General features: G+C 65.1%; 22 protein-coding genes. 9 read left to right on the top strand and 13 right to left on the bottom strand.

Features of this window, described 5'->3' with window-relative positions:
• Position 1: 1 nt before the first annotated feature.
• Genes tssE through ASC93_RS13880 form a run of 5 tightly spaced genes read right to left on the bottom strand, consistent with a single transcriptional unit; the run spans position 2 to position 3,694 of the window.
• Complete coding sequence (gene tssE / locus ASC93_RS13900; RefSeq protein WP_056442842.1) at positions 2-496, bottom strand: type VI secretion system baseplate subunit TssE; 495 nt, start codon at positions 494-496, stop codon at positions 2-4.
• A 15-nt stretch (positions 497-511) separates the two neighbouring features.
• Complete coding sequence (locus ASC93_RS13895) at positions 512-1,006, bottom strand: type VI secretion system tube protein Hcp (RefSeq protein WP_056442839.1); 495 nt, start codon at positions 1,004-1,006, stop codon at positions 512-514.
• Between the two features lie 53 nt (positions 1,007-1,059).
• Positions 1,060-2,553 (bottom strand): type VI secretion system contractile sheath large subunit, encoded by a 1,494-nt coding sequence (gene tssC / locus ASC93_RS13890; protein ID WP_056442836.1) that lies wholly within the window; start codon positions 2,551-2,553, stop codon positions 1,060-1,062.
• Positions 2,554-2,555: 2 nt separating this feature from the next.
• The gene (gene tssB, locus ASC93_RS13885) at positions 2,556-3,059 is read right to left on the bottom strand and encodes a type VI secretion system contractile sheath small subunit (protein ID WP_056442833.1); all 504 of its coding nucleotides are present in this window, start codon (positions 3,057-3,059) and stop codon (positions 2,556-2,558) included.
• Positions 3,060-3,088: 29 nt separating this feature from the next.
• Positions 3,089-3,694 carry a hypothetical protein gene (locus ASC93_RS13880; protein WP_056442830.1) on the bottom strand — a complete coding sequence of 202 codons (606 nt, stop codon included), beginning with the start codon at positions 3,692-3,694 and terminating at the stop codon, positions 3,089-3,091.
• Between the two features lie 317 nt (positions 3,695-4,011).
• Here ASC93_RS13880 and tssK point away from each other — a divergent pair, with 317 nt between their 5' ends.
• From tssK to ASC93_RS13835, 8 genes are read left to right on the top strand one after another with little or no spacing between them, the layout of a single operon-like run.
• Positions 4,012-5,373, top strand: a complete 1,362-nt coding sequence (gene tssK, locus ASC93_RS13875) for a type VI secretion system baseplate subunit TssK (RefSeq protein WP_056442825.1) — start codon at positions 4,012-4,014, stop codon at positions 5,371-5,373.
• A gap of 16 nt (positions 5,374-5,389) precedes the next feature.
• The gene (icmH, locus tag ASC93_RS13870) at positions 5,390-6,154 is read left to right on the top strand and encodes a type IVB secretion system protein IcmH/DotU (protein WP_056442823.1); all 765 of its coding nucleotides are present in this window, start codon (positions 5,390-5,392) and stop codon (positions 6,152-6,154) included.
• 25 nt (positions 6,155-6,179) lie between these two features.
• Complete coding sequence (locus tag ASC93_RS31690) at positions 6,180-6,581, top strand: contractile injection system protein, VgrG/Pvc8 family (protein ID WP_056442819.1); 402 nt, start codon at positions 6,180-6,182, stop codon at positions 6,579-6,581.
• Positions 6,503-7,123, top strand: coding sequence for a DUF2345 domain-containing protein (locus ASC93_RS13860; RefSeq protein WP_056442815.1), 621 nt, complete (start codon positions 6,503-6,505; stop codon positions 7,121-7,123). Before ASC93_RS31690 ends, ASC93_RS13860 begins: the two co-directional genes overlap by 79 nt.
• Before the next feature lie 17 nt (positions 7,124-7,140).
• Positions 7,141-8,286: a hypothetical protein gene (locus ASC93_RS13855; RefSeq protein WP_056442808.1), complete on the top strand. Its 1,146-nt coding sequence runs from the start codon at positions 7,141-7,143 to the stop codon at positions 8,284-8,286.
• Positions 8,286-10,010, top strand: a complete 1,725-nt coding sequence (locus ASC93_RS29870; RefSeq protein WP_082548037.1) for a TIGR02594 family protein — start codon at positions 8,286-8,288, stop codon at positions 10,008-10,010. The genes ASC93_RS13855 and ASC93_RS29870 overlap by 1 nt, the downstream gene beginning before the upstream one ends.
• Before the next feature lie 12 nt (positions 10,011-10,022).
• Positions 10,023-10,478, top strand: a complete 456-nt coding sequence (locus ASC93_RS13840; RefSeq protein WP_056442794.1) for a hypothetical protein — start codon at positions 10,023-10,025, stop codon at positions 10,476-10,478.
• A gap of 4 nt (positions 10,479-10,482) precedes the next feature.
• Positions 10,483-10,752: a PAAR domain-containing protein gene (locus ASC93_RS13835; RefSeq protein ID WP_056442790.1), complete on the top strand. Its 270-nt coding sequence runs from the start codon at positions 10,483-10,485 to the stop codon at positions 10,750-10,752.
• A gap of 5 nt (positions 10,753-10,757) precedes the next feature.
• On the opposite strand, the gene ASC93_RS13830 is transcribed toward ASC93_RS13835, so the two are convergent.
• The 4 genes from ASC93_RS13830 to ASC93_RS13815 form a co-directional block, all read right to left on the bottom strand.
• The gene (locus ASC93_RS13830; RefSeq protein WP_056442787.1) at positions 10,758-11,627 is read right to left on the bottom strand and encodes a hypothetical protein; all 870 of its coding nucleotides are present in this window, start codon (positions 11,625-11,627) and stop codon (positions 10,758-10,760) included.
• Positions 11,628-11,730: 103 nt separating this feature from the next.
• The gene (locus ASC93_RS13825) at positions 11,731-12,930 is read right to left on the bottom strand and encodes a DNA-binding transcriptional regulator (protein ID WP_056442936.1); all 1,200 of its coding nucleotides are present in this window, start codon (positions 12,928-12,930) and stop codon (positions 11,731-11,733) included.
• A 430-nt stretch (positions 12,931-13,360) separates the two neighbouring features.
• A complete protein-coding gene (locus tag ASC93_RS13820) occupies positions 13,361-14,578 on the bottom strand; it encodes an AraC family transcriptional regulator (protein WP_056442784.1) in 1,218 nt (405 codons plus the stop codon).
• A 195-nt stretch (positions 14,579-14,773) separates the two neighbouring features.
• A complete protein-coding gene (locus ASC93_RS13815) occupies positions 14,774-16,183 on the bottom strand; it encodes a glycoside hydrolase family 5 protein (protein ID WP_056442782.1) in 1,410 nt (469 codons plus the stop codon).
• Positions 16,184-16,505: 322 nt separating this feature from the next.
• On the opposite strand from ASC93_RS13815, the gene ASC93_RS13810 reads away from it, so the two are divergent.
• Complete coding sequence (locus ASC93_RS13810) at positions 16,506-18,629, top strand: beta-galactosidase (protein ID WP_056442780.1); 2,124 nt, start codon at positions 16,506-16,508, stop codon at positions 18,627-18,629.
• Positions 18,630-18,635: 6 nt separating this feature from the next.
• Here ASC93_RS13810 and ASC93_RS13805 read toward each other — a convergent pair whose 3' ends face one another.
• From ASC93_RS13805 to ASC93_RS32110, 4 genes are all read right to left on the bottom strand, one after another.
• Positions 18,636-19,556, bottom strand: coding sequence for an esterase family protein (locus ASC93_RS13805; RefSeq protein ID WP_082548032.1), 921 nt, complete (start codon positions 19,554-19,556; stop codon positions 18,636-18,638).
• 26 nt (positions 19,557-19,582) lie between these two features.
• The gene (locus ASC93_RS13800; protein WP_056442777.1) at positions 19,583-21,214 is read right to left on the bottom strand and encodes an alpha-L-fucosidase; all 1,632 of its coding nucleotides are present in this window, start codon (positions 21,212-21,214) and stop codon (positions 19,583-19,585) included.
• 95 nt (positions 21,215-21,309) lie between these two features.
• Positions 21,310-22,827 (bottom strand): tryptophan halogenase family protein, encoded by a 1,518-nt coding sequence (locus ASC93_RS13795; protein WP_056442774.1) that lies wholly within the window; start codon positions 22,825-22,827, stop codon positions 21,310-21,312.
• Positions 22,828-22,904: 77 nt separating this feature from the next.
• On the bottom strand, positions 22,905-24,860 hold a 1,956-nt coding region (locus ASC93_RS32110), incomplete at its 5' end, for a TonB-dependent receptor (protein WP_229412720.1).

The following is a 24,860-nucleotide window of genomic DNA, read 5'->3' as shown; positions in this document are numbered from 1 at the left end:
CTCAGGCTCCCGGGGCTGCCTGCCGGCGTGCCTTGCTGATGGTGTAATGCTGGCTGGAGGGCTGCAGCACGGCGTCGAAGTTCACCGGCTCGTGCGCCGCGCTCACGACCATCAGCGCGGTGATCGAGAAGTTCAGGCGGTTGACGGCGTCCTCGCGCAGTTCGAGCCGGGCCTGGACGTTGCGCAGGCGCGGTTCGTGGCGCGCGATCGCGGCCTCCAGGCTCTTGCAGATGAACGCGCGGTCGTCGGTGCTCGACAGCGACAGGCCCGCGAAATCGTGCAGGCCGTACGCGACGATGGAACGTGCGCATTCGGGAAAGCGCCGGAAGGTATCTTCCGGCATCACGGAGCGGGTATTCAGCAGCGCCTCGAGATCGCGCGCCACCGAATCCTTCATTTCCTCGAGCGAGACGCGCGGCACGGTGCCCGCCTGGGCGTGCCCCGGCCGCTCGATCAGGCGGTCGAACAGCCCGGGCATGAAACCTTTGGCGGACATCGTGCCGGCCCGCTATCAGGCGGCGATCTTGTTGGCCGACAGGTCCCAGCCGCCCGACGTGTTACCGCCCGAGCCGCCGCCGACCTTCTGCTGGGTGTACTTCCACTTGACCTTGGAGTACTTGATCGCCACGTCTTCGGTCAGGATGTTGCCCGGCTCGACGGCCGGCGCCACGCTGCTGATCAGGACATTTTCCAGCTCGATCTCGAAGTACTTCACGCGCTCGCCCTGGCCGTCGGCACGCAGGAACTCGAACTTCGCCTTCGGGATGGTCTTGCCGGACGAGCAGGTCTGCAGCAGGATCGGGGTGGCCAGGTCGGCCAGCTTGGAGACGACGATGTCCTTGTGCTCGGTGCGCTCGGCCGTGTGGCCGCCGCCGGTCGACGCGGTCGCCGATTTCGGTTGCAGGACTTCCCACTGGACGCTCTTCACTTCGATCCAGTCCTTGTGGGTGGCGTCGGCGGATTCGCCTTTGATGCCGTCGATTTGCAGGTAGACGTCGATTGCCATGTTGTTCTCTTCCTTTCAGTTCGGTTTGATAACGGGGGGTAAAACGGGGTTGATCAGCTATTGGCCGATGCCGGGAGCTCGGCGACGAGGCGGAGGGAAACCGACAGCTCGTCGAGCTGGAAATGGGGACGCAGGAACGAGACGGCGCGGTACACGCCGGGACGGCCCGGCACTTCCGACACCTGCACGCTCGCCTCGCGCAGCGGGAATTGCGCCTTCTGTTCCTGGCTCGCGTTGTCGTCGAGGAGGACGTACTGGGTCAGCCAGCGGTTCAGGAAGTCCTCGACGTTGGACGCCGCGGCGAAGCTGCCGATCTTGTCGCGCATCATGGCCTTCATGTAGTGGGCAATGCGCGACACGGCGAAGATGTACTGCAACTGGGCCGACAGCACGGCGTTCGCGTTGGCCGCGTCGCTGTTGTACTTGCGCGCCTTCTGCGCCGACTGCGCGCCGAAGAAGGCCGCGTAGTCCGTGTTCTTGCAGTGCACGAGCGAGATGAAGCCGAGGTCCGACAGCTCCTTTTCGCGGCGGTCGGTGATGGCGATCTCGGTCGGGCACTTGAGCGCGATCTCGCCCTCGTCCGTCTTGAACGTGTGCGTGGGCAGGTTCTCGACGAGGCCGCCGCCTTCGACGCCGCGGATCGCCGCGCACCAGCCGTAGTCCTCGAACGCGCCCGTCAGCTTGGTGCCGAACGCATACGCGGCGTTGCACCACAGGTATTTATGGTGATCGGTGCCGTCCACGTCCTCGACGAAGTTGAAGCCTTCGGTCGTGGCGCCGTCGGCCGGGTTGTACGGCAGGCGGCCCAGGAAGCGCGGCAGGGTCAGGCCGACGTAGCGCGCGTCTTCCGACTCGCGGAACGATTTCCACTTCGCGTATTCGACGGTGTCGAACACCTTCGACAGGTCGCGCGGCTTGCCCAGGTCGGAATAGCTCTCCAGGCCGAACAGCTCGGGCGACGCGGCCGAGATGAACGGCGCGTGCGCGGCCGCGGCCACGTGCGACATCTGCTCGACGAAGTACATGTCTTCCGGCTGGCGCGTGATCTCGAAGTCGCCCAGCAGCGCCCCGAACGGCGCGCCGCCGAAGGTGCCGAATTCCTCTTCGTAGACCTTGCGGAACATGGTGCTCTGGTCGAACTCGATGGCGCTCTGGAAGTCCTTCACCAGCTCGCGCTTGGTCGCGTTGAGCATCTTGACCTTGAGGTTCGGGCTCGTGGCGGTATTCTTCACGAGGTAGTTCAGGCCCGTCCAGCTGGACTCCAGTTTCTGGAATTCGGGCGCGTGCATCACGGCCGACAGCTGCGCCGAGATCAGGCGGTCCAGCTCCGCCACGCGGGCGTCGATGGTGGCCGCCAGGTTGTCGGACACGACGACCGTGCCCTCCATGACCTGGTTGACCAGTTCCGCGATCAGGTCGCGGGCGCGCGCATGTTCGGCGCTCGACTTGGCGACCTTGCTCTGCTCGACGATCCGGTCGAGCAGATCGGCTTCGGGAGCGGGCAGCGTGGTGTCGGCCGCGAGGGCGGTGCTTTGGAGTGCGGACATGATCACTCTTTCGTCGTCTGCTGGCCGAGGCTGGCCATCGTTTCGGTGCTGTTCAACACGTCGTTGAGCAGGTCTTCGAGCTTGTCGTTCCCGGCCAGCTTGTTGCGCAGGTCGGCCAGCCTGGTGCGCGCCTCGAGCAGCTTGCGCAGCGGCTCGACCTGGTTGACGACGGCCTCGGGACGGAAATCGTCCATCGAACGGAACGTCAGGTCGACGCCGAACTGGCCGCCCTCGCCCGTCAGCTCGTTCTGCACGCGGAACGCCGCGCGCGGCTCGACGCCCTTCATGACTTCGTCGAAGTTGTCGCGGTCGATGCCGACGAAGCTGCGTTCCTTGAGGCGTTTTTGCGGCGCTTCCGAATTGCCGCCGAAATCGCCGACGACGCCGACGACCATCGGCAGCTCCTTGTTCTCGATCGCGTCGCCGATCTCGACGTCGTACGTCATTTGCACGCGCGGCGGGCGGACTTTCTGCAGCTTTTTCTGCACACTGGAATTTCTGGACATGGGATTCCCCTGGGGTTGAATCGGACTTGTTATTTCAGCGCGCCGAACGGGTCGGCACCGGACGATGCCGCGGCGGCCTGCCTGACTCTCGCCCTGGCGCGACCGCGGGCGACGGCCTTCGCCGGCGCAGGCGCGGCGACGGGCGGCGGGACGAGCACCTGCTCGCCCAGGCTCTCGCGCAGCAGCTTGGCCAGGTCCTGCGATTCGGTCCGGATCGAGCCGGACAAATTGTTCTGCCGGCTCAGGTCCGCCAGCGCGCGCGTCGACAGCCGCAGGCCGCTGATGGCGACGATGCTGTTCGCCAGGCGGTCGTTCGGATCGCGCACGAGCACTTCCTGGGCGTTGACGATGGCCTCGCCGTACTGGCCGGCGTCGTAGCGGGTCTGGGCGATGCTCGACCACGGTGCCTTGTCGGCGGGGTAAGCGGCGGCGGCTTCCTTCCACAGGGTCACCGCGTCCTCCTTGCGGCCGGCCGTATTGGCATCGGCGGCCTTGGCGAGCAGCTCTTCCATCGTCGGGGCGGGTGGCTTCTCGGCCACCTCCGGCTTCGTCGTGGCGCAGGCCGAAAGCAGGATGGCGCAGGCGGCGGCGCCGAAGAAACGGCTGATCCGGCCGAACGGGAATGCTGGGGTCATGCGGGTCCTCGCAACTGTTAAAGAAATGATGTCACGCGATTAACTTTGTAAAACTTTTTTTATAGTATCAGAATTGTTTTCTTGATCAAGCTCAATTTTTTGCCAATCGTACGCGTGTCGATGAGTAGTAAAACACTCACTAAAACTCACTATTTCCTTGGGAATTGCCCCGTAACCGGCCGGAATCCTATGTTTATATGGAGAAATATCACGAATTGTCACAAAGAAAATTTGTGTCTTAATCGTGCGCTACATATCCGTAATAAATGTTACTGTTATGCCATTTTCATCTTCGGCAGCACAGGGACGACGAGCGCATGAGCGGCAAAATCTTATGGGGTGAAGGACTCTTCCTGCGCCCCCAGCATTTCCAGCAGCAGGACCACTACCACGAGGAGCGCCTGCACCGCACGGCGGCCCTGCTGCACCCGTATGCCTGGGGCATAGGCGCGCTGCAGGTCGACCGCGACGCGCTGGCGAACGACACGCTGCGCCTGCTCGAACTGTCGCTGCGCTTCCCGGACGGCGAGCTGTATTCGGCGCCGGGCGGCGACGAACTGCCGGACGCCATCGACCTGGGCCAACTGCCGCAATCCGTGCAGACCGTGACGTATCACGCCGCCCTGCCCGGCTTCAAGCCTTACGGCGCCAATTTCAGCGGCCACAGAACGAATGGCGCGGACGGCGCGGACGCGGCCAACGCCGCCCGCTTCCGCCAGCTCGACCGCGACACGCCGGACCTGTACACGCAGGCCGCCAGCGCCCAGCTGACCTATCTGCGCAAGACCGTGCGCCTCGTCTCGGATGCGGAACCGCTGGACGCCTATGTGCACGTGCCCGTGCTGCGCCTGCGCCGCGCGGCCACCGGCGGCTTCGAACTGGATGGTTCGTTCGTGCCGCCGTGCCTGACGATCAAGAGCGCGCCGCTGCTGTTCCTGCAGCTGCGCCGCCTGCTCGACGCGCTGCAGGCGAAGGTGAGCGCCCTGTACGGCCACCACCGCGAGCCGAGCCGGCACGTGATCGAATTCCGCTCGGGCGACATGTCGTCGTTCTGGCTCCTGCACACGGCCAGCACGGCATGCGCGACGCTGGCGCACTACTTCCACCACCCGTCGCTGCATCCGGAGCGGCTGTACGAACAACTGCTGTCGCTGGCCGGCAGCCTGATGACGTTCTCGAAAAGCTGGACGCTGGCCGACCTGCCGCCCTACCAGCACGCCGATCCCGGCCCCGCGTTCGCGACGCTGCACCAGATCATCCGCGAACTGCTCGACACCGTGATCTCGTCGCGCTACTTCGCCATCGCCCTGCGCGAAGTGAAGCCGTCGTACTGGCACGGCATGCTCGACTCCGAGAAGATCGACGACAAGACGACGTTCTATCTGGCCGTGTCGGGCGACACGCCGGCCAGCGAACTGGTGGACGTGGTGCCGCTGCGCCTGAAGATCGGCGCGCCGGACGACGTGGAGAAATTCGTGCTGTCGGCGATGCCCGGCGTGCGCCTCGTGCACGCGCCGCAGGTGCCCGCGGCCGTGCCCGTGCGCCCGGACGCCGTGTACTTCGCCATCGAGGCCAAGGGCCAGATGTACGAACGCATGCTGCAGGCGCAGTCGATCTCGATCTACGTCCCGGGCAGCATGGCCGACGTGAAGCCCGACCTGGTCGCCGTGACATCCTGAAAACGAGAGACTTTCCATGACCACCGCAACCGCACCTTCGCTCATGGCGGCCGGCGCCGCCGCGTCCGCGCCCGCCGCGCCGCAGGCCCTGCTGGACCTGATGTACGACGGCTTCTACGCCCTGTTCATGCTCAAGAACGGCAATGGCCCGCAGGACGACGCCGCCTTCGCGCGCAAGATGACGCAGTTCCTCGACGACTTCGGCCGCAACGCGCGCAAGCACAACGCGTCGCCGGACGACGTCGACGCGGCGAAATACGCGTTCTGCGCGGCCGTCGACGAGATCATCCTGCGCTCGACCTTCACGATCCGCGACGCGTGGGAACGGCGCCCGCTGCAGCTGCAGCTGTTCGGCGACCAGCTGGCCGGCGAACACTTCTTCGAGCGCCTGGAGCAGCTGCGCGCGCGCGGCAGCAGCCACGTGGAAGCGCTCGAGGTCTTCCACATGTGCCTCCTGCTCGGCTTCCAGGGCCGCTACATCCTGGAGGGGACGGAAAAGCTGAACTACCTGACGTCGCGCCTGGGCGACGAGATCGCGCACATGAAGGGGCGGCGCGGCGGCTTCGCGCCGCATGCGGAGCGCCCGGACCAGATCCGCCACAAGCTGCGCAGCGACCTGCCGCTGTGGGTGCTGTACTCGGTGTTCGGCCTGATCTGCGTGCTCGAGTACGCGGGCCTGCGCACGTCGCTCGGCCGCACGAGCGAGGCGCGCATGAACGGCTACACCGATGTCGTCAAGATGGCGCCGCGGGCGGCGAATTTGACGATCACGCTGCCGTAACGATCCTTTTCCGCAACAGGTCTTTATGCTGTCCCTGCACGATATCATTGCCCGCCGCCAGACCAACCGCATCCTGCGCCTGACGTTCCCCCATGACGACGGGCCGGCCGCCCAACTGCTGCCACAGCGCCTGCATGCGACCGAAGCGCTGTCGCGCGACTTCGAATACACGGTGGAGTTGCTATCCGACGACGCGTCGCTCGCCCTGAAGGACCTGATGGGCCGCCTGATGTGCGTGGAACTCGTCCGCGACGACGGTTCGCTGCGCCATTTCACCGGCCACGTGTTCGCGTTCCGCCTTGTGCGCACGGACGGTGCCGTCGCGTTCTACGAAGCCGTGCTGGCGCCGTGGCTGCGCGCGGCAAGGTCGAGATCCAGGCCCAGAGCGACAACATCGAAGTCATCGCCGAACAGGTGCTCAAGCTGATCAGCACGAGGGCGAACATCGAGATTACGGCGGCGAGGGAGATCGTGCTGAATGCCGGCGGCAGCTACCTGCGCATCAACGCCGAGGGCATCGAGCACGGCACCTGCGGCACTTGGATCGCCCACGCGGGCGCGCACAAGCTGGAAGGGCCGAAGAACCTCGACACCGTCAACCAGGCCGAATTCGAGCGCGTGCAACCGCGCAAGTTCAGCCAGCAGGTCTTCGTCGACCCTGCCCTGTGGGACCTGCCGTCCGGCGCGCGCACGCTGAAATACACCTTCCTGTCGCGTACCGGCCAGGTGCTGGGCAGCGGCACGCTCGACGGCGCCGGCAGGTCCAAGCCGCTGTTCACGGACGGCAGCGAGCCGGCGCACGTCGCGATCGACGTCAACGACGGCAAATGGGAACAGTTGGTGTTCGACCGGCCCGAAGGCATCCACGTGCCCGACGATGCGCCGCAGGTCGTGTTCGATTACGACCACGAGCCGGAGGACGAGGACGATACCTCGATCGAGGAATCGAACGATTCAACGTTATCCTGAACTACATCGGATTAGCAATGACGACTGCAAAAAAGTATCTACGGACCGCCATCGGCGCGGCTTCTTTCTGCCTGGCGGCGCACGCCGCTGGCGCAGGTGCGCCGGAAAAATTGGCGCTGCCGCTGAACGGGCGCACGTTCGACACGACGAGCATCGCGTTTTCCGGCGATGGCGCCCGCATCTGTATCGGGGGGGCGGACACGAACGATATGGGGGAATCGACCGTACACCTTGTCCTGGTCGACCTGGCACAACGCGCCGTGGCCTGGCAAAAGACGATATCGGCACCGGACGGTCTCGCCCTTCTCGATCCGGTGCAATGCGTGGCCGGAAGCGATCGTGTCTACCTGCTTGCAAACGCAGAAACGAGCCCGTCCCCCGCGCTCGCACAGTCAAGAATCTATGTGTACGCCTTCGACTTGCAGGGCAACCGTATCGCGGTCGCGCCGCTGGAAATTCCTGCCCAGAGCCGATACGGTTACAGGATTGCTGAAACTCCCGATGGCCTGAAAGTGGTCGGCTATATGCGTGACCAAGATGAAGACACCGAACGATACGGTACCTTTACGATGCTGTTGGATCGTGGCTTGCGGCCCCGGGGCGCACCCTTGTTTCGCAAAAACGGCGCCTATGTACTGCCGCCTGGCGCGCGCATCGTAAGCGACAGCGTTTTCCTGACCGGCAGGTTTTTTCCGGCGACCGTGAAAAAAACGGACGCCGGCGAATACATGACGTCGCGGCTGCGCCTGGACGGCGGCTACATCTGGAGTACCCGGTTACCGTCCGCAACACGCTTGGGCGTGAGCGCCTTTGTCGGGGACGACGGAACGAATTACAGCATCGGGTACATGGCCGACAAGACGATGCTGGCGATCGTCACGCCGGATGGCAAAGCGCTGCCGCCGCTTGCCTACCCCAGCCCGTATTGCCGTTCCAAGGCTCTGGTCCGGTATCACGCGGATCTCGTCGCGGTACGTGAACGCTGCGATGCAAAAGGTCGCGCGCTCGTGTCGATCGATACCGCGACTGGCAACGAACACGTCATCAAGCCAGTGGCCGACGAGCCGATGTACCTGGCCGCCAAAGGTGATCTATGGGCCCTCCTCGCACGCGACAAGAAGGGACACGCTTTTCTGTACACCGCTGAAAATGGGGGGCTTTGATGGCCTATACCTACGAAGACAAGCTGAACTTCGCCGCATCGTTATATTGTTCCGCACGTGTGGTCGCGGCACAGACCGGATGGTCGTGGGAGCTCCTCGTCGGCCAAGCCATTGAGGAGACCGGTTGGGGTGAAAAAATCCTGCCAGGAACAAATAATATCTATAACATCAAGGCCGACAAGAGCTGGACAGGGCCCTCCAAGGTCTTCCATGTGCATGAAGAGATTCATGGCAGAACTGTCTGGGTGGATGATCCATTCCGTGTGTACTCGTCCTACGAAGAAAGTCTCAGGGACAGGATTGCATTCATCGAGAACAACCAGCGTTATGCAGCCATGAAGGAACCTGACATCAAGGGCAATTACGAGCGAGAGGCTGACGCACTGAAAGACGGCGGCTACGCCACGAACTCCCGTTACGTGGGCAATATACTCAATATCATTCGCGGCCCCTCGTTCAGACGTGCTGTCAACCGTGCCAAGGAACGCGGCTGTGCCCATGTTCTGCCCGCGGTGGACATCCTCGTACTCGACGGCGCGAAGGTCCCCGTACCGGAAGCGAAGATCGAAGTCCAACTGGACGGAAAAAAAGCCGAGGCCATCACTGACGATAACGGACGCTTGGTCATCCGCCATAAACTGCCGTGCGGGGACCTCCACCTCAGGGTGTTCGACAAGGTCCGCGACAAATGGGTCGACCTGGAGCCGCTCGCATGCGGACCATCGCCCAAGGGACAGAGCGTGACCCTGATGGCACCGGATTTCAGCGCGCAAACCAGTACGCGCGCGCACGACAAGACGACGCCACCGAAACCTGCGCCGAAGCCCGCGCCAGCACCGGCGCCGGCGGCGAAACCGACCGGCGCCGCCGTGCCGACATTCAAGACCCACAAAGTCGCACAGGGCGAAAGCCTGGCGAAGATCGCGGCGCTGTACCACGTACGCTACCAGGCCATCGCCAGGGCCAACGGCATCACGTCGCCGTTCATCATCCGCCCCAGCCAGATCCTCCGGATCCCGGACGTGCAGGCGGCCGCGGCGACGCAGGAACAGCGCCGGGCCGCGCCGGCCGCGAACGACGGCGGCATCTCGCATGCCGCGCTAGGGCAGATGCTGACGGAGGGCCGCAACTACCTGCACACGCTGTACCTGCGCAATGCCGAGGCGCATCCGCAGACGGACCTGATGCATGCGAGCCGGGCCCCATGGATGGTTCCGGCACAGGAGGAATTCGAAAAAGGCGTGCGTCGTCGCCCAGGCAGGGACCGGAACGACCCGCGCATCTTGGAATACTTCAAGGCGACGCCGGCGCTCGACAAGCGTGCCGCAGCCGTCGACGAAACGGCATACTGCGCCGCATTCGCGAACTGGTGCCTCGGCCGCGCGGGCTACAAAGGAACGGCCAGCGCGCTGGCCCTGTCGTTCAAGAAATGGGGGCGGCCGACGCGCGACAATCGGCCCGCCCTCGGCGCGGTCGCGCTGATCATGTTCAAGAATGGTCAGCATCACGTCACCTTCGTCGCGGGCATTGCTGCCAACGGCAGGCTTATCGCGACATTGGGCGGCAACCAGGGCAACGCCCATGAAGTCAGTCACAGCTATTGTCCGACGGATCGCGTCGTCGCCTTCCGCTACCCCGCGGACTATCCCGATTACGATGACGACTACGTGCTGCACAATGTCGCCGGCGACCACGCGCCGATGTCCGCATCCTCCACCCATTGACGCTGTCAAGACATGAAGAAGATTTCGTTTTATTTTTATTTGTTGCTGCTTTGCGGCGGTCCGGTCCAGGCGTTCGACGATACGCCGTCTTTTTCTACCCGGGCCGGCGGAGCCGAACATACGCTGACCCTGAGCCACTGGGGACGCGATAACCGGGGTATCCCTTCGTTCGACTATCTCTACCAGCAGCGTGCCGGCGCGTGCCGCTTCCAGTTGGCTGGACACGTCATTGCCATCACCGGCGAGCGAGATGGCAAGGCCGAGCTGGAAGTCTACAATCCACAGAACGAAGATGGCAGCGAAGCACCGCCGGTCACGATGTTTTACGACGACAGGGTATCGATGACGTTGCCGTACAAGGGCAAGGTACACGAGGTCGGCCTGTCGGGGACTCTGACGACAGCGCAGCTGGCACAGGTGTGTACCAAGCGACACGACAAAAAGCTGTCGATCGACTTCCACAAATAACCCCATGCCGCAGAAAACCATCATCCGCGCCGGCGACAAGACGTCGCACGGTGGCACCGTGCTGGAAGGCCATCCGCTCGTGACGCTGCTCGGCAAGCCGGTCGCGGGCGTGGGCCATCGCGTCAGTTGTCCGCAATGCGGCGGCAATCCCGTGATCGCAGAGGGATCCGCGTCCGTCACGATGCTGGGCGTGTGCGTGGCCGTCGACGGTATGAAGACGTCGTGCGGCGCTACGCTGATCGGCAGCGCGCCCGCGCAGACGGCCGCGGCCTGACGGCGCTACCCCTGCAACGACAACCGGTACACCGTCGTCTGCCGATAGACCTGCCCGGGCAGGAGCATCACGCGCGGCCAGGCGGCGCTCATCAGGCCGGGCCTGGCGCGGGCTTCGACACGGAAGGCGTCCAGGCGCTGCGCCCCCGCGGGCACGGGGCCGCTGCAGAAGCGCACGGCGGCCTCGGTCGTGTACATTTGCAGCCGGCGGCCGGAAGCCGGGTCGAACACGCGGGCCACTTCACGCAGGGCGCCCTGCCCGCCGGCGAAGTGGTTGCGCACGCAAAAGCAGTGGTCGAATCCGCCGGCCCGGTGGAGTTGCGTGTCGGTCCAGCGCAGGCGCGGGCCGATGGCGGCCGGCTGGCGGAAGTCGAACGGGGTCCCGCCCACGGCGGCCACGCCGGCCGGGACGCCGCCGGGGCCCGCTTCCTCGAAATAGTCGGCGTCGATCTGCACCATGTGGTCGCCCACGTCGGCCTGGCCGCCCGAGAGGTTGAAGGACGGATGCGCCAGGGCCGCCAGCGGAATCGGCATGCCGGCCACGGCCTGGTGTTCGATCGTCAGCGCGCCGTCGTCGTCGAGCCGGTAATGGACCAGCATGCCGGCGCCGTCGCCGCCCGAGGTCAGCGCCAGCGTGACGCCGGTGTCGGTCTGGCGCCCCTCCCAGCGCGCGGCACGGCCCTTGGCCGGCGCGGCCGCGGCGGGGCCGGCCCGCAGCATGTCGGCCATGCGGCCGTAGCGGTCCGGCGCGTGCCAGGCGCGCGGCTGCGCACCCCGCTCGCCGATCGTCACGGTCATGCCGGCCGCATTTTCGAGCATGAATGCGCGCTCGCCGGCCAACGGGGCCGGGGCGCCCTGGATGAGATGGATCGTCATTACAGTCTGGCTTCCTGATGTCGGATATGAAGCCATTGTCCCGGCCCGCGCAAGGCCTTTCAATTATGAAAATTACCAACGGGGAGAACGTTTCTCGCCGACGCTACGCCGCCACGGACAACGTGTCGCGCTCGCCGAGCGCGCGGTCGCGCCAGGCGCGCGGCGTACAACCCAGTTCGCGCTTGAACACGAGGTGCATGTACTGGGTGGACGTGAAGCCGCAGCCGAGCGCCACGTCCGCGATGCTGCGCTCGCCGCTTTCCAGGCCCGCCTTGGCGGCATCGAGCTTCGAACGCAGGATCATGTCGTGCACGCTGCAGCCCAGCTCCTGGCGGAAATACACTTCCAGCGACGAGCGCGACACCCCCACGTACTCGGCCACCTGGTGCGTCTTGATGCCCTGGCATGCGTACTGGCGGATGTAATGGCAGGCGCGCATCACGTGCGGATGCTTGACGGCCTGGAAGCGGCTCGACGCGAGCACGTTGATGCCCGCCGGCGGCACGAGGATCTGCGTGTTCGCGAGACGTACGCCGTGCAGCATCTGTTCCAGCAGATGCGCCGCCGTGCGGCCCATCTCGTGCGCGCCCTGGATCACGGAACTGAGCGGGATGCGGGTGAGCATGCGCACGAGAGGGTCGTTGTCGATCCCGATCAGCGCCACCTGCTCGGGCACCGAGATGCCGGCGATGGCGCAGGCCTGCAGCAGCTGGCGCGCGCGCGCATCGGTGACGGCGATGACGCCCACGGGCTTGGGCAGGCTGCGCAGCCAGTCGATCTGGCCCTGGACCGCCGCGTCCCACGACGCCGCGCTCGTTTCGCAGCCGCGGAAGATCTCCGCTTCCATCCGGTCTTCCGCCATCAGGCAGCGAAACGCCTGCTCGCGCTCCTGCGCCCAGCGGCTTTCCTGCGCTTCCGGCAGGCTGAACATGGCAAAGCGTTGCAGGCCGACGTCGATCAGGTGGTCGTGGGCCAGCTTGACGAGCTTGAAATTATCCGTCGCCACATACGGCACGCCGGGCGGATACGCGGCGTCGCTGGCATACGAACCGCCCACCGCCACGACGGGCACCCTGCAGCCGGACAAGGCCTGTGCCACGGCCGGGTCGTCGAAATCGGCAATGACGCCGTCGCCCTGCCAGCGGTCCATGCCGGCCAGGCGCAGCCGGAAATCCTCCTCCAGAAACAGATCCCAGGCGACGCGGGTACCGCCCAGGTGGGCGGCGATACCGGCGATCACTTCGCGGTCGAACGTCTTATTCCCGTTGAACAGCAGCGCAATCCGATAGGCTTTAGTCTTCATGCGGCGTTCCCCGCAGATCGATTCCATTCATCGTCGTCTCCTAATGATTCTTTTTTTGTTTTAATGCCGATTTATTCGGCCGATAAAAACCATGCCGCCCGCGCCGAAGCGCGCATCAAGGAATGAACGGGCGCCGGAATCAATCCGGATCCCGGCGGCGCACGGCATGCGGGTCGGGATGAATTGCAGCGCTAATGAATTGGTCCAGCCATAAGGACATCGCGCTCATTGCGAGCACGCGACTGGAGTGGGATAGGCACGGGGGATGCGCAGTCATGGGATGGTTCCTCGTAGCGTGACCTGGACGCCGGCGGCGGCGGCCCTTCAACTCAAGGATAGGGCGCCATCCCGGGCGCCTCTAACGTACGTACCGCGTTTTCTATCACCGTGCAGAAATTACGATGACTTCTGCAAGGAGTGGAAGGCCGGATCAGCCGTTTTCCACTTTTTTTGGCGGCGCCGGCGCCGTGGGGACCGGCTCGGCGGGCGGCGCCTGCGGGGGCGCAAGCGTCCGGAACGTCTTGGGTGTGCAGCCGTATTCTTCCTTGAACAGCCGGTTGAAATACGACACGTTGGCATAACCGACCGAATATGCGATTTCGGCGACGGTCGCGGCGCTCTTTTCCGTCAGCAGACGGGCCGCTTCCGTCAGCCGCAATTTATTCAGATAACTGGTGAATGTCATGCCGAGTTCCGTCTTCAGCACCTCGTTCACCTTGTTCCGGTTCGCGCCGGTGCCGGCCACGACACTTTCCAGATCCAGCTCGGGATTCGTGTAATTCGTCGCGATGAATTTCAGCACCGACGCTTTTTCCTCGTCCCGATAAGGCGCGACGGTCAATTGGCGATAGGCGACCAGCGGCAAATCCTTTTTCAGCCGATAATTCAGGCTGGCGGCCAGCGTGCGCGCATGGGTCCGGAAAAACCACACGCCGAACAGGATCCAGCCGGCCAGCAGAATCACCACGAGCGCGGCGATATAACGGTAATCGTGCCCGCGCAATGTGATATTGCTGATCTCCACCCGCGAATCGATATTGAACGGCGTTTGCGAACTCGATCCGAAGGCCAGCACCGTCACCTTGTCAAGCTTATAACCCTGCGACGCCAGGTCCAGCTTCATCATGTAGAACCACCAGCCCGGAATGGTCATCCGCCGCATGTCGAGGGAAACGGGAACGCCCTGCTCGTTGCACGAGAAGAAAGTAACGGGCGACCGGTAAGTCAGGAACTCGCCGGGCCTCGAAATTCTGTCGTCGAATATCGTCAGGCCGAACACCATGGGATCCGCGGGGCTGCAACGGGCGAGAAAGGTGATGGTGTCGTATTTCGACAAATCCACCGTGGCGAGGCTGCCTTTCGCGTCCTTTGCCACGAACCTGGCACCGGCGAAAGGATACGGTGCCTTCCTCGTCAATTTGTAGTCGAACGCCAGCTTGTCCGCCCCGGACGCGCGCAGCCGGACCGTCGACGTCCCGCCCTGATCGCCGTCTGCGGTCGTGACAGCCTCCCAGCGGACGCCGTCGCGGAGCGTCGGCGACAGCGTGTAGGTCGGCTGGCTCAGGAAGATGAACAACACGGCGAGCAGCGCATCCACGGCCAGCAGCGCGATCAGGACGAGCAGTGACTTCTTGTAAAACTCTTGCATTGTGAACGTCGGTTGGTGTCTCGGTGCACCGCCTCTGCCGGGGGCGCGTGCTGCGATCATAACAGCGACGTCCGCAACGGCCCAAAAAAAAGGGGGCGGCCAGGGCCGCCCCGAAAACCTACCATGCCAGGCGGTAGGAGACTACTCGGTCAACCCGGAGTCGCGAACGCACCGCGCCCGCCCCTCCCGGGTGTATTACTTGGCGGCGTTCACGATCGCGCCGATCACGTCCGCATACCCTTGCGTGCCGTTCGAACGGTTGAACAGGCCGGACTGGTGGTTGGCGGTGTAACCGTTATCCCAGTACATCGGCACGACGCCGTGCGTGAACGCGGAATGCGTGATGTACTGGTCCCAGTACTTGCGATACGTGCCGGCGGCGTCGTACTCGGTGCGCACGCTGGCCGCGTACTCGCCCAGGATGACGGGGACGCCCTTGTCGACGAAGCCGGACTTCATTTTCTGGAACTGGCCGTCGACGTAGGACTCGTTGGCCCAGCCGGACGGATTGGCGGCCTGGCCCCACTTCCACTCGGTCGAGCTGGTGTCGAGCGCGAAGCTGTACGGATCGTAGAAGTGCACCTCCATCATCAGGTGGTTCGCGATCCAGTCGCTCGGCATCGTGGCGTTGCACGTCACCGCGTTGTTGATGTTCGTGTTGTAGGCCTGGACCACCAGGTGGCGCGAGGCGTTGTTGCCGCCCGTGGCGCGCACGGCGTTGATGAAGGTCTGGTTGAAGCCGTTCTGCACGCTGCAGTATTCCGTCGTCGGCGGATTGTAGTTACCGTCGACCATGACCTCGTTGGTCCCCGCGAACAGCAGCGTGTCGTCATGGTTCCTGAAGTTGTTGGCGATCTGCGTCCAGAACTTCGTCAGGCGCGCATTGGCGGTGCCCTGCTGGGCATAGGTCGGCTGCATCCAGCCGCCGTCCCAGTGAATGTTGATCATCGTGACCAGGCCCGCGTTGTGGGCGTAGTTCACCACTGCCGTCACGCGGTCCATCCACTGCGGGCTGATGTTGTCGTTGGCGTCCGCGTATTCCTTCCACGAGATGGGGATGCGCACGCTCTTGAAGCCGGCCGCCTTGATGCCGTCGAAGATCGCCTGGTTCGCGGCCGGGTTGCCCCAGTTCGTCTCGGCGAAGCTGGTGCTGCCCCACACATACGTGCCCATCGCTTCCAGCGTGTTGCCGAGGTTCCAGCCGGGTGACATCTGCGCCGACAACTGCATGCTGGTGAGGTTGCGCATGACGCCGACGCGCACTGCACGCGCCGCGCCGGCGTTGTAGCCGGTGCCGCCGGCCGTGAACTTGACCCAGTACCAGTAAGCTTCGCCCGGCGCGGCCTTGGTGTCCGTGTAGCTCGTCGCGGAATTACCCAGCTGCGCGATGCGGGTGCAGCCGCTGGGGTCCGGGTCGGTGTCGCGGTAGACCTGGATGCCGCTGACGGCGCCGCTGACGGTCCAGTTCAGCTGCACGCCATTGCCGTTGCCGGTCGCCGACAGGCATACCGTGGCGCCGCCGCCGCTGCCGCAGCTCTGGGCCTGCGCGAACGGTGCCGCGACGACCAGCATGGACAACATCGCCTTCGATAGCAGTGATTTCACGTCGTTCTACCTTTCATGAAGGGGCCCGGTCCGGCATCTCCTCCAGCCGGGCCGGTTGGGAAATCGTCGGAAAAAAGCGGTTGGCCGCATGGCTGCGGGCGGCAATGTCGTTCAGCGGTCGTTAGCGGCTGTTGGTCTATATTGTGTCGGCGGGACGATGCTGCCGCAATTGTGAAATCCGCCAGCGCCGGGATGAAAATTCGCACCGGCGCGGACTGCGACAAATCGTTGCGGCGCTGGCGGTTTTTGTAATTGCAGGACTATCGCGCGGCTCGTCACAATGGCATATTGTCCACACCTGTATCCACAAGAAAGGTATTGAATGTTTACACGGAGACTCCTCGCCTGCGCGGTCGCCTGCGCGATCGCTGCCTGCGCGCCCGCAGGGGCGGCACCGGCGGCGGCCACGCAGCCGGACTTCCCGACCGTACTGTACGGGGCCGCCTACTACCATGAGTACATGCCGTACGAGCGGCTGGACAAGGACGTCCAGATGATCAAGGCGGCCGGCTTCAACGTCGTGCGCCTGGGCGAATCCACGTGGAGCCTGTGGGAGCCGGAAGACGGCCGCTTCGACTATGCGTGGATGGACCGCGTCGTCGACGCGATGGGCAAGGCGGGCATCAAGGTCATCATGGGCACGCCCACGTATTCGATCCCGGCGTGGATGGCGCACCAGCATCCGGAAATCCTGGCGACGAAATTCGGCGGCGCGAAGAACACCTACGGCATGCGCCAGAACATGAACACGGATTCGCCCGCCTACCGCTTCTATGCGGAGCGCCTGATCCGCCGCATCGCCGCCCACTACAAGGACAACCCCAACGTCATCGGCTGGCAGGTCGACAACGAGACCGGCAGCTACGGCGCCGCCAACGACGACGTGTTCATCCGCTTCCAGCACTACCTGGAAAAGAAATTCGGCACGCCGGAAAACCTCAGCCGCGCATGGTTCCTGAACTACTGGGGCCAGAACCTCCATACCTGGGAAGACCTGCCGCGGCCGGACGGCGCGCAGAGCACGGGCTACAAGCTGGAATGGTCGCGCTGGGGCCAGATGCGCGTCACCGACTTCCTGCACTGGCAGGCGCAGCTCATCCGCGAATGCGCCGGGCCGCGCCAGTTCGTCACGCACGATTTCGCCGGCTCGCTGCACGCGGACGTCAACGAGGAAGCCGTCGCGCGCGGACTCGACATCCCCGGCGTGAACATCTATCACTGGGGCACGCAGGACCAGTACAACGGCGCCGACCAGAAGCTGCAGGCCGACTTCACGCGCTCGCTCAAGGGCGGCAACTTCCTCGTCACGGAAACGAATGCGCAGACGACCGACTGGAGCTCGTCGTTCCAGTACCCGCCGTACGACGGCCAGTTCCGCGAGGACGTCTACACGCACTTGTCGAACGGCGCCGACATGGTCGAATACTGGCACTGGGCGTCGATCCACGCGAACCAGGAGACGTACTGGAAAGGCGTGCTGTCGCACGACCTGGAGCCGAACCGCGCGTATGCGGAAATGAGCCGCACGGGCCACGAGCTGCAGAAGATCGGCCCGCGCCTCGTCGGCCTGCGCATCCATAACGACGTGGCGATCCTGTGGAGCCGCGATTCGCTGAACGCCGTCAACGACATGCCGTTCGCGAAGCCGTCGCAATGGGGCGCGGGCGGCAGCAACGCCGACTACGGCGCGCAGGTGCGCCAGATCCACCGCGCGCTGTACGACCTGAACGTCGGCACCGACTTCGTATTCCCCGAGACGCAGGACCTGTCCGCCTACAAGGTGCTGATCGTACCCATGCTGTACGTGGCGGACGACGCCCTGCTCCAGCGCATCGCGGACTACGTGCGCAAGGGCGGCCACGTCGTGATGACCTTCAAGAGCGGCTTCACGAACGAGAACGCGGCCGTGCGCTGGACGATGGCGCCCGGCCCGCTGCGCCAGGCGCTCGGCTTCCACTACCAGGAATTCTCGAACCTCGCCCAGCCCCTCGCGCTCAAGGGCGATCCGTACCATACCGGCGCCGACAACAAGGTGCGGTACTGGGCCGAGTTCCTGCAGCTGGACACGGCCAAGGCCCTCGCCTGGTACGACCACCCGTTCTTCGGCCGCTGGCCCGCCATCACGTCGAACCAGTACGGCAGCGGCAAGGCCGTCTACGAAGGCACGTATCTGTCGGACCAGCTGCAGAAGGCGGTGCTGCAATCGGTGCTGCAGGAACAGGGCCTGATCGGCCCCGACCAGCAGCTGCCGGCGAATATCCAGGCGCGCACCGGCGTCAACCGGTTCGGCAAGACGATCCGCTACTACTTCAACTACTCGGGCGCCCCGGCAAGCTTCGCATACCGCCACAAGGCCGGCACGGACCTGCTGACGTCCCATGCCGTGAAGGCGGACGAGACGGTCAACCTGGGACCGTGGGACCTCGCGATCGTCGAAGAGAACTGACGGCGCCTATCGGAACAGCAGCTGGGCGTAGTGGTACAGGTTTTCCGCCCAGCTGTCGCGGTCATGCCCGTAGCCGTCCACGTTCCACACGTGGGCGACGCCCTGCGCCTTCAATTGCCGGTGCACGCCCTGCGCGACGTTGATCAGGCCATCGCGGTTGCCGCACGACAGATACAGCAGTTTCAGCCCGCCGCCGGCCTGGTGCGCCTCCGCGGCCAGCTTCGCCGCGTCTTCCGTGTTCGGCGCCGGCGAGAAGCCCGCTACCCAGGCGAACGCCTGCGGATGCTTCAGGCCGAAGTTCAGCGCCTGCCCGCCCCCCATCGACAGGCCGCCGAGCGCGCGGTGGCCGCTGTCCGCCAGCGTCGGATACGCGGCGTCGACGGCGGGGATCAGCGACTCCAGCAGGTCGTGCTCGAAGCGCGCGAAGCCTGCCGCGTTTTCCGGCGTGAAGACACGGTCGGGCGGCGGCGAACGGTCGTCCGCCAGCGCGCGGCCGTTGGGCATCACGACGATCATCGGCACGATCCTGCCGGCCGCCGCCAGGTTGTCGAGGACGTCGTTCGCGCGCACGTAGCCGCGCCATTCGTCCTGGTTGCCGCCGATGCCGTGCAACAGGTACAGCACCGGGTAGCGGCGCGTCTTGTCATAGCCGGGCGGCAGCCACACGTTGGCGGCGCGCCGCGTCCCCGTGACGGCCGACTGATACGTGAACGGCTCCACCTTGCCTTGCGCGGTGCCGGCGTGCGCGTCCGCGAAGCCCGCCGGCGGCGCGGCGAAAGCACGGACGTCGTCCGCCGCGAGGACCACGGGGCGGGCGAAATTGGCGCGCGCGCGGTCCGCGTTGACGTCGGCGTCCTGCGCGTGGACGACGTTGCCGATGGCGCACAGCGCGGCGGCGATCAGGATGCGGGACAAGTTGTCGGTCATGCGAGGGCTCCTTGGACGCGGCATGTTCACGCCACTTTCAACGCGATCGCGTACGGCAGCGCCGGGCGCTCGCGCGGCAGCGTCACCTGCAGGCCGTCGGCGGTCTGGCGGAACGCGAGCGCGCCGCCGCCGACGAGTTCGACGTGGGCCACCTCCTTCTTGAGGTGCTCGCCGCCGGCGCGCATGGATTTGATGGTCACGGTGCCGTCTTCCGGCCAGCCCATCACGAACGCGTACACGGCGTCCTTGCCGGCCGTGAAGCGGATGTCCGCGGCGGAGAACGGCTTGCCCTTGCCCTCGTTGAAGCCGGGGCCCGACAGCGGCGCCGCGGCCGCTTCGATCACGGGACCCTCGCCGCACGTCGTCCATGGGCGCGAATCGTAGATGCCCTCGCCGTTGACGGCCATCCAGCGGCCGATCTCCTCGACGATGGCGCGTTCCTGCTCGTCGATGGTGCCGTTGCCGCGCACCGGCACGGACAGCAGCAGGTTGCCGTTCTTGCTGACGACGTCGATCAGCGTGTGCACGACCGTCTGCGCGCTCTTGTACGCCTTGTTGTCGTAGATGCGGCGGTCGTAGTGCCAGCTGCCGATGCAGGTGCAGGTCTGCCACGGCAGCGGTTCGATGCGGCTGCTCTGGCCCCGCTCGATGTCCCACACCATCGAATGGCGCTGCACCTCGTCGAGGATCTTGCCGTTGACGACGACGTCGACCTTGCCGTGCTTCGCGACGCTGCGGTTGTACATGTGCGCAACCAGGCGCGGGCCGATGTCGCTGACGGGATACAGCGGCAGCACCGTGTCGTCGTAGTACACGAGGTCAGGGTCGTAGTTGTCGATCAGGTCGACGGTGCGGTTGTACAGCTTGTCCGCATACGCCTTGTCCGGCGCCAGCACGCCGCCGCCCCACTCCCACCGCTGGTCGACGGTGCCGCCGTCCTTGCTGAGCGGGTGGTTCTGCGCGTACAGCGCTTGCGGATCGACCCCGTTCCACCACTGGCCACGGCCGTCGGCCTTCGTCAGGCGGCCGTCGTACGGCACGCCGGCCAGCGGGCCGTTCTTGTCCGCGCCCTGCGCCGTCTCGTACCACGACCACGCGTGCGCCGCGTGCACGGAGACGCCAAAGCGCAGGCCGTGCTTGCGGGCGGCATTGCGCCAGCCTCCGACGAGGTCCCTGCCGGGGCCGAGCTTCGTCGCGTTCCAGTCGGGCTGGTAGCGGCTCTTGTACAGGTCGAAGTTGTCGTGGTGGTTGGCCAGCGCGACGAAGTACTTCGCACCCGCCTTCTTGTACAGGCCCACGAGTTCGTCCGGATTCCAGCGCTCCGCCTTCCACCGGCGGATCACGTCCTTGAAGCCGAACTTCGACGGGTGGCCGTACTTGGCCACGTGGTATTTGTAGTGGTCACTGCCCTCCTCGTACATGCCGCGGGCGTACCAGTCGCCGTGTTCGGGTTCGCATTGCGGGCCCCAGTGCGCCCAGATGCCGAATTTCGCGTTGCGGAACCAGTCCGGCGTTTCGTATCCGGACAGCGACGGCCACGTCGGCTCGAACGGGCCGGTGGCCATGGGGATGCGGGCACCGGCCGCGCCGGCATAGGGGGACAGGGCGAGCGCCGGGATGGCGGCCGCCATGTGCTGCAAGAGTGCACGTCGTTTCATCACTATCCTTCGAAGGTCGGTATTTTATGTATTCTATACACAAAATGATACCTGCTGCATCCGGCGCCGGCAACAACGAAATCGTCCAGGCTCGCTCACGGTTTTCGCATCGTGCCGGCTGCCAGTTGCGCGACGAATTCGCCATGGTCCGGCATCGCGCCGACCGCCTGCCGGATCGTCGCGTGCACCTTGCCGAAATGCTCGTCCAGGCGCTTCAGGTCCATGCGGTCGATCAGGGGATCGTCCGTCTCGGGCCTGAGCCCGAGTCCCAGCATGATCGACGCGTGCGAGTCCATCGAGAACCCCTCCGGATCGTACAGGGTCACGCGGCCGGACGCGCGGAACAGGTCGATCTGGTGCCGCAGCGAGTCCGGGATCGGCATGTTCGCGCAGTAGCGCCAGAACTCGGAATCGTCGCGGTTCGTGAGCTTGTAGTGCAGGACGATGAAGTCGCGCACGAATTCGTAGCGCTGCGCGACGAGGCGATTGAATTCGTCGGCCAGTTCGGGGCGGCAGTCGCGGTCCGGGAAATACTGGAGCAGCCAGCCGACGGCCAGCTCGATGATGTTGATGCTCGTCGATTCGAGCGGTTCGAGGAAGCCGCTGGACAGGCCGACCGCCACGCAGTTCTTGACCCACGACTTGCGCCGGCGGCCCGCCGTGAAGCGCAGCTGGCGCGGCGCGTCCAGCGCCTCGGTATCGAGGCCGTCGAGCAGGACGCGGCCCGCTTCCTCGTCCGACATGAACGCGTCGCAGTACACGTGGCCGTTGCCGGTGCGGTGCTGCAGCGGGATGCGCCACGTCCAGCCGGCGCTCTTGGCCGCCGCCCGCGTGAAGGGCGTGAGCTTGTCGGCGGAGGCGCTCGGCACGGCCTGGGCGCTGTTACAGGGCAGCATGGCGCTCCAGTCCTCGTAGCCGGCCTTGTACACGCCTTCGATCAGCAGGCCGCGAAAGCCCGTGCAGTCGATGAACAGGTCGCCCTCCACGCGGCGCCCGTCGCGCAGCGTCACGGCCGTGATGAAGCCGGTGTCCGGGTGCAGTTCGACGTCGCCGACCGTGCCTTCGATGCGCGTGACGCCCCGCTCCGTCGCGTAGTCGCGCAGATAGGCGGCATACAGGCCGGCGTCGAACTGGAAGGCATAGGAATACGCATTGGTGACGGATGGCCGGTCGCCGTACGGCGGAATGAAACGGTGCGCGCGCGCCATCGCCGTCGCCACCGACCATTCCTCGTACGACGGCATGTCCTTGCGCGCGCGGGAAAGGCGCAGCCAGTACATGTAGGCGGGACGGTTTTCGATGGCCGGGCCGAAGTCGCTGAAGCCGTGGAAGAACCGGTTGCCGACGTGCCCCCAGTCCTGGAACTCGATGCCCAGCTTGAAGGTGGCCTTGGTGCGCCGGATGAAGTCGGCCCCGTCCAGCCCGAGCGCGAGGTTGTAGTAGCGGATCGTGGGCAGCGTCGATTCGCCCACGCCGACGGTGCCGATCTCGGGCGACTCGACGAGCACGATGTTGCAGGACGTGCCGAGCCGCAGCGCCAGCGGCGCGGCGGTCATCCAGCCGGCGGTGCCCCCGCCGACGATGACGATGTTGCGGATAGCCATGTCGGACATGATTGTCTCCAATATCAAAAACGCGAAAACCTCCCGCCGCCGGATGGCGTGCGGGAGGTGTGCTCACGAGGTTACGATCAGAAGGTGTAACCCATCCGGACCGAGTAGCTGCGGCCCGTGTAGAACGCACCGCGCTCCATCATGCCGATCCCCTGCTGCATGTACTGCTTGAACAACGCGTTGGTGAGGTTCGTCGCCTGCACCGACACGTTCAGGTTATCGGTGAACTTGTACTGCAGGCTCGCATCGACCTGGCCGTACGCCCCGCCCCAGGTCGGCAGCGCGTAGTAGAACACATAGTTCTTGCCGAAGTTCGGGCTCGCCGGATTCGCATCGATGCCGTCGTTGCCGTTCGTGCCGTAGGCGTTGATCGCCTGCAGGTACTTCGAACGCCAGCTGTACGCCACGCGGGCGGACACCGGGCCCTTGTCGTACAACACCGCCAGGTTGAGGGCGTTCTTCGACATGCCCGTCATCGGCACGTTACCCACGTTCAGCAGGTGGCCGTCCGTGTCGCAACCGGAGAGGTCGCGCGCCAGCAGCGTGTTCGGGTTGTCCTGCGGCGTGCACCACACCTGCGCCAGCGGCTTGCCGAGGTCCTGGCGGCTGTCGATGTAGGTGTAGTTGGCCGACACACCGAGGCCGGACAGCAGGCCTGGCAGCTTGTCGAAGTACTGCTGGTAGCCGATCTCGGCGCCGCTGGCCCGGCCGGTCGCGCCATTCACGGGCGACGTGACCGCGAAGTCGTGCGGCTGGCCGGTCGAGTCGTTCAGCGTCGTGAACGACGTCTTGCCGACGATGATGTCCGACAGGCGCTTGTTGAACAGCGCCAGCGTGAGCTGGCCGCCATGGCCGAAGTAGTACTCGGCGGTCAGGTCGAAGTTGTTCGAGCGCGTCGGCTTGAGCATCGGATTGCCGACGCCCGAGCCGGTGTAGTCCACACCGTCGAGGATCGTGACGTTCGTGTCCTTGTCCGTGTGCGTGTGCACGTTCTGGCTCAGCGTCGTGTAGGTCTGCATCTGGTAGAAGTCCGGACGCGTCATCCCTTTCGAGAGCGCGGCGCGGAACTGCAACTGATCGCTGGCCTTCATGCGCAGGTTCAGGCTGGGCAGAACGTTGGTGTACTGGTTGTCGAAGTTCCGCGGATCGGACATCGCGGCGATCTTCGGCACGGTCGGGAGCTTGGACGTATCCGGCGGCGAGAACAGCAGGTAACCGGCCGCCGACATGTCGGTGCGCACGACGCGCACACCCACGTTGCCGTCCACCGGGTAGCGCAGCGTGTCGAAGCCGAAGCGCAGCTGGGCATACGCGGCCTTGGTCTTCTCATGCTGCAGGTTGCGGCTCTCCGGGTCGCCAAACAGCGCGTAGTTCCAGAGCGCGTCGCCCGAGCACGTGCCATTGCAGAGCACCTTCACCATATCGTGCAACTGGGTGAAGCCCGGCGGCGGCGTGCCTTGCGACAGCGACAGGTTCGGCACGACGATCGACGGCGGCGTCGCGACCTTGCCACCGAAGAAATTATTGAACGGTACCACCGACGCATTGCCGGCGAAGCGCGGGTCGCTCAGGTAGGCGAGCTTGCTGAACGGCTGCCATCCGTCGCTGCCGACGGCCCACGGCTGCGTGATCTCGTGCCACTGGTTGTTGCCGTGCGTCGCACGCGTTTCCGCGCTGCGGTTGGTGAAGCGCACGCCGAAACGCAGGTCGTTCAGGACCGGGCTGTCGAAGGTGAACTTGGCGTCCAGGCGGGCCGCGTTCTGGGCGGCGACGGCCTCGTCGCGGTGCTCCTGGGTAAAGCCCCAGTAATAGTTGTTCGGATTGGCCAGGAAGGCGCGGTCAGCGTCGTCGAACGTCAGCTTCGGCGGCGAGGTGCGGAAGTCCACCCCCTCCTTCGGTGCATAGGCGCCCATGCCGACGGTGTTGTCATACCCGTCCGTGGTGGCGCGGGTGTGCTGCAGGTCGCCGCTGAAGACCCACTGGTCGGTCGCGCGCCACTGCAGGTTCCACGCGACGTCGCGCGTGTCGGAGGT

The sequence above is a fragment of the Massilia sp. Root335 genome (assembly GCF_001425685.1).
Classification (GTDB): domain Bacteria; phylum Pseudomonadota; class Gammaproteobacteria; order Burkholderiales; family Burkholderiaceae_D; genus Telluria; species Telluria luteola.
Note: the sequence above shows the minus strand (reverse complement) of the source record. Positions and strands in the feature narration are given on the sequence as shown.

What these genes read in the sequence shown, in the direction of transcription:
- ASC93_RS13800 (WP_056442777.1), bottom strand. Translation starts at nt 21,214, where the DNA reads ATGAAACGACGTGCACTCTTGCAGCACATGGCGGCCGCCATCCCGGCG.
- tssC (WP_056442836.1), bottom strand. Translation starts at nt 2,553, where the DNA reads ATGTCCGCACTCCAAAGCACCGCCCTCGCGGCCGACACCACGCTGCCC.
- ASC93_RS13835 (WP_056442790.1), top strand. Translation starts at nt 10,483, where the DNA reads ATGCCGCAGAAAACCATCATCCGCGCCGGCGACAAGACGTCGCACGGT.
- tssB (WP_056442833.1), bottom strand. Translation starts at nt 3,059, where the DNA reads ATGTCCAGAAATTCCAGTGTGCAGAAAAAGCTGCAGAAAGTCCGCCCG.
- ASC93_RS13805 (WP_082548032.1), bottom strand. Translation starts at nt 19,556, where the DNA reads ATGACCGACAACTTGTCCCGCATCCTGATCGCCGCCGCGCTGTGCGCC.
- ASC93_RS13855 (WP_056442808.1), top strand. Translation starts at nt 7,141, where the DNA reads ATGACGACTGCAAAAAAGTATCTACGGACCGCCATCGGCGCGGCTTCT.
- icmH (WP_056442823.1), top strand. Translation starts at nt 5,390, where the DNA reads ATGACCACCGCAACCGCACCTTCGCTCATGGCGGCCGGCGCCGCCGCG.
- tssE (WP_056442842.1), bottom strand. Translation starts at nt 496, where the DNA reads ATGTCCGCCAAAGGTTTCATGCCCGGGCTGTTCGACCGCCTGATCGAG.
- ASC93_RS13825 (WP_056442936.1), bottom strand. Translation starts at nt 12,930, where the DNA reads ATGAAGACTAAAGCCTATCGGATTGCGCTGCTGTTCAACGGGAATAAG.
- ASC93_RS13880 (WP_056442830.1), bottom strand. Translation starts at nt 3,694, where the DNA reads ATGACCCCAGCATTCCCGTTCGGCCGGATCAGCCGTTTCTTCGGCGCC.
- ASC93_RS13810 (WP_056442780.1), top strand. Translation starts at nt 16,506, where the DNA reads ATGTTTACACGGAGACTCCTCGCCTGCGCGGTCGCCTGCGCGATCGCT.
- tssK (WP_056442825.1), top strand. Translation starts at nt 4,012, where the DNA reads ATGAGCGGCAAAATCTTATGGGGTGAAGGACTCTTCCTGCGCCCCCAG.
- ASC93_RS13830 (WP_056442787.1), bottom strand. Translation starts at nt 11,627, where the DNA reads ATGACGATCCATCTCATCCAGGGCGCCCCGGCCCCGTTGGCCGGCGAG.
- ASC93_RS13820 (WP_056442784.1), bottom strand. Translation starts at nt 14,578, where the DNA reads ATGCAAGAGTTTTACAAGAAGTCACTGCTCGTCCTGATCGCGCTGCTG.
- ASC93_RS13840 (WP_056442794.1), top strand. Translation starts at nt 10,023, where the DNA reads ATGAAGAAGATTTCGTTTTATTTTTATTTGTTGCTGCTTTGCGGCGGT.
- ASC93_RS29870 (WP_082548037.1), top strand. Translation starts at nt 8,286, where the DNA reads ATGGCCTATACCTACGAAGACAAGCTGAACTTCGCCGCATCGTTATAT.
- ASC93_RS13795 (WP_056442774.1), bottom strand. Translation starts at nt 22,827, where the DNA reads ATGTCCGACATGGCTATCCGCAACATCGTCATCGTCGGCGGGGGCACC.
- ASC93_RS13895 (WP_056442839.1), bottom strand. Translation starts at nt 1,006, where the DNA reads ATGGCAATCGACGTCTACCTGCAAATCGACGGCATCAAAGGCGAATCC.
- ASC93_RS31690 (WP_056442819.1), top strand. Translation starts at nt 6,180, where the DNA reads ATGCTGTCCCTGCACGATATCATTGCCCGCCGCCAGACCAACCGCATC.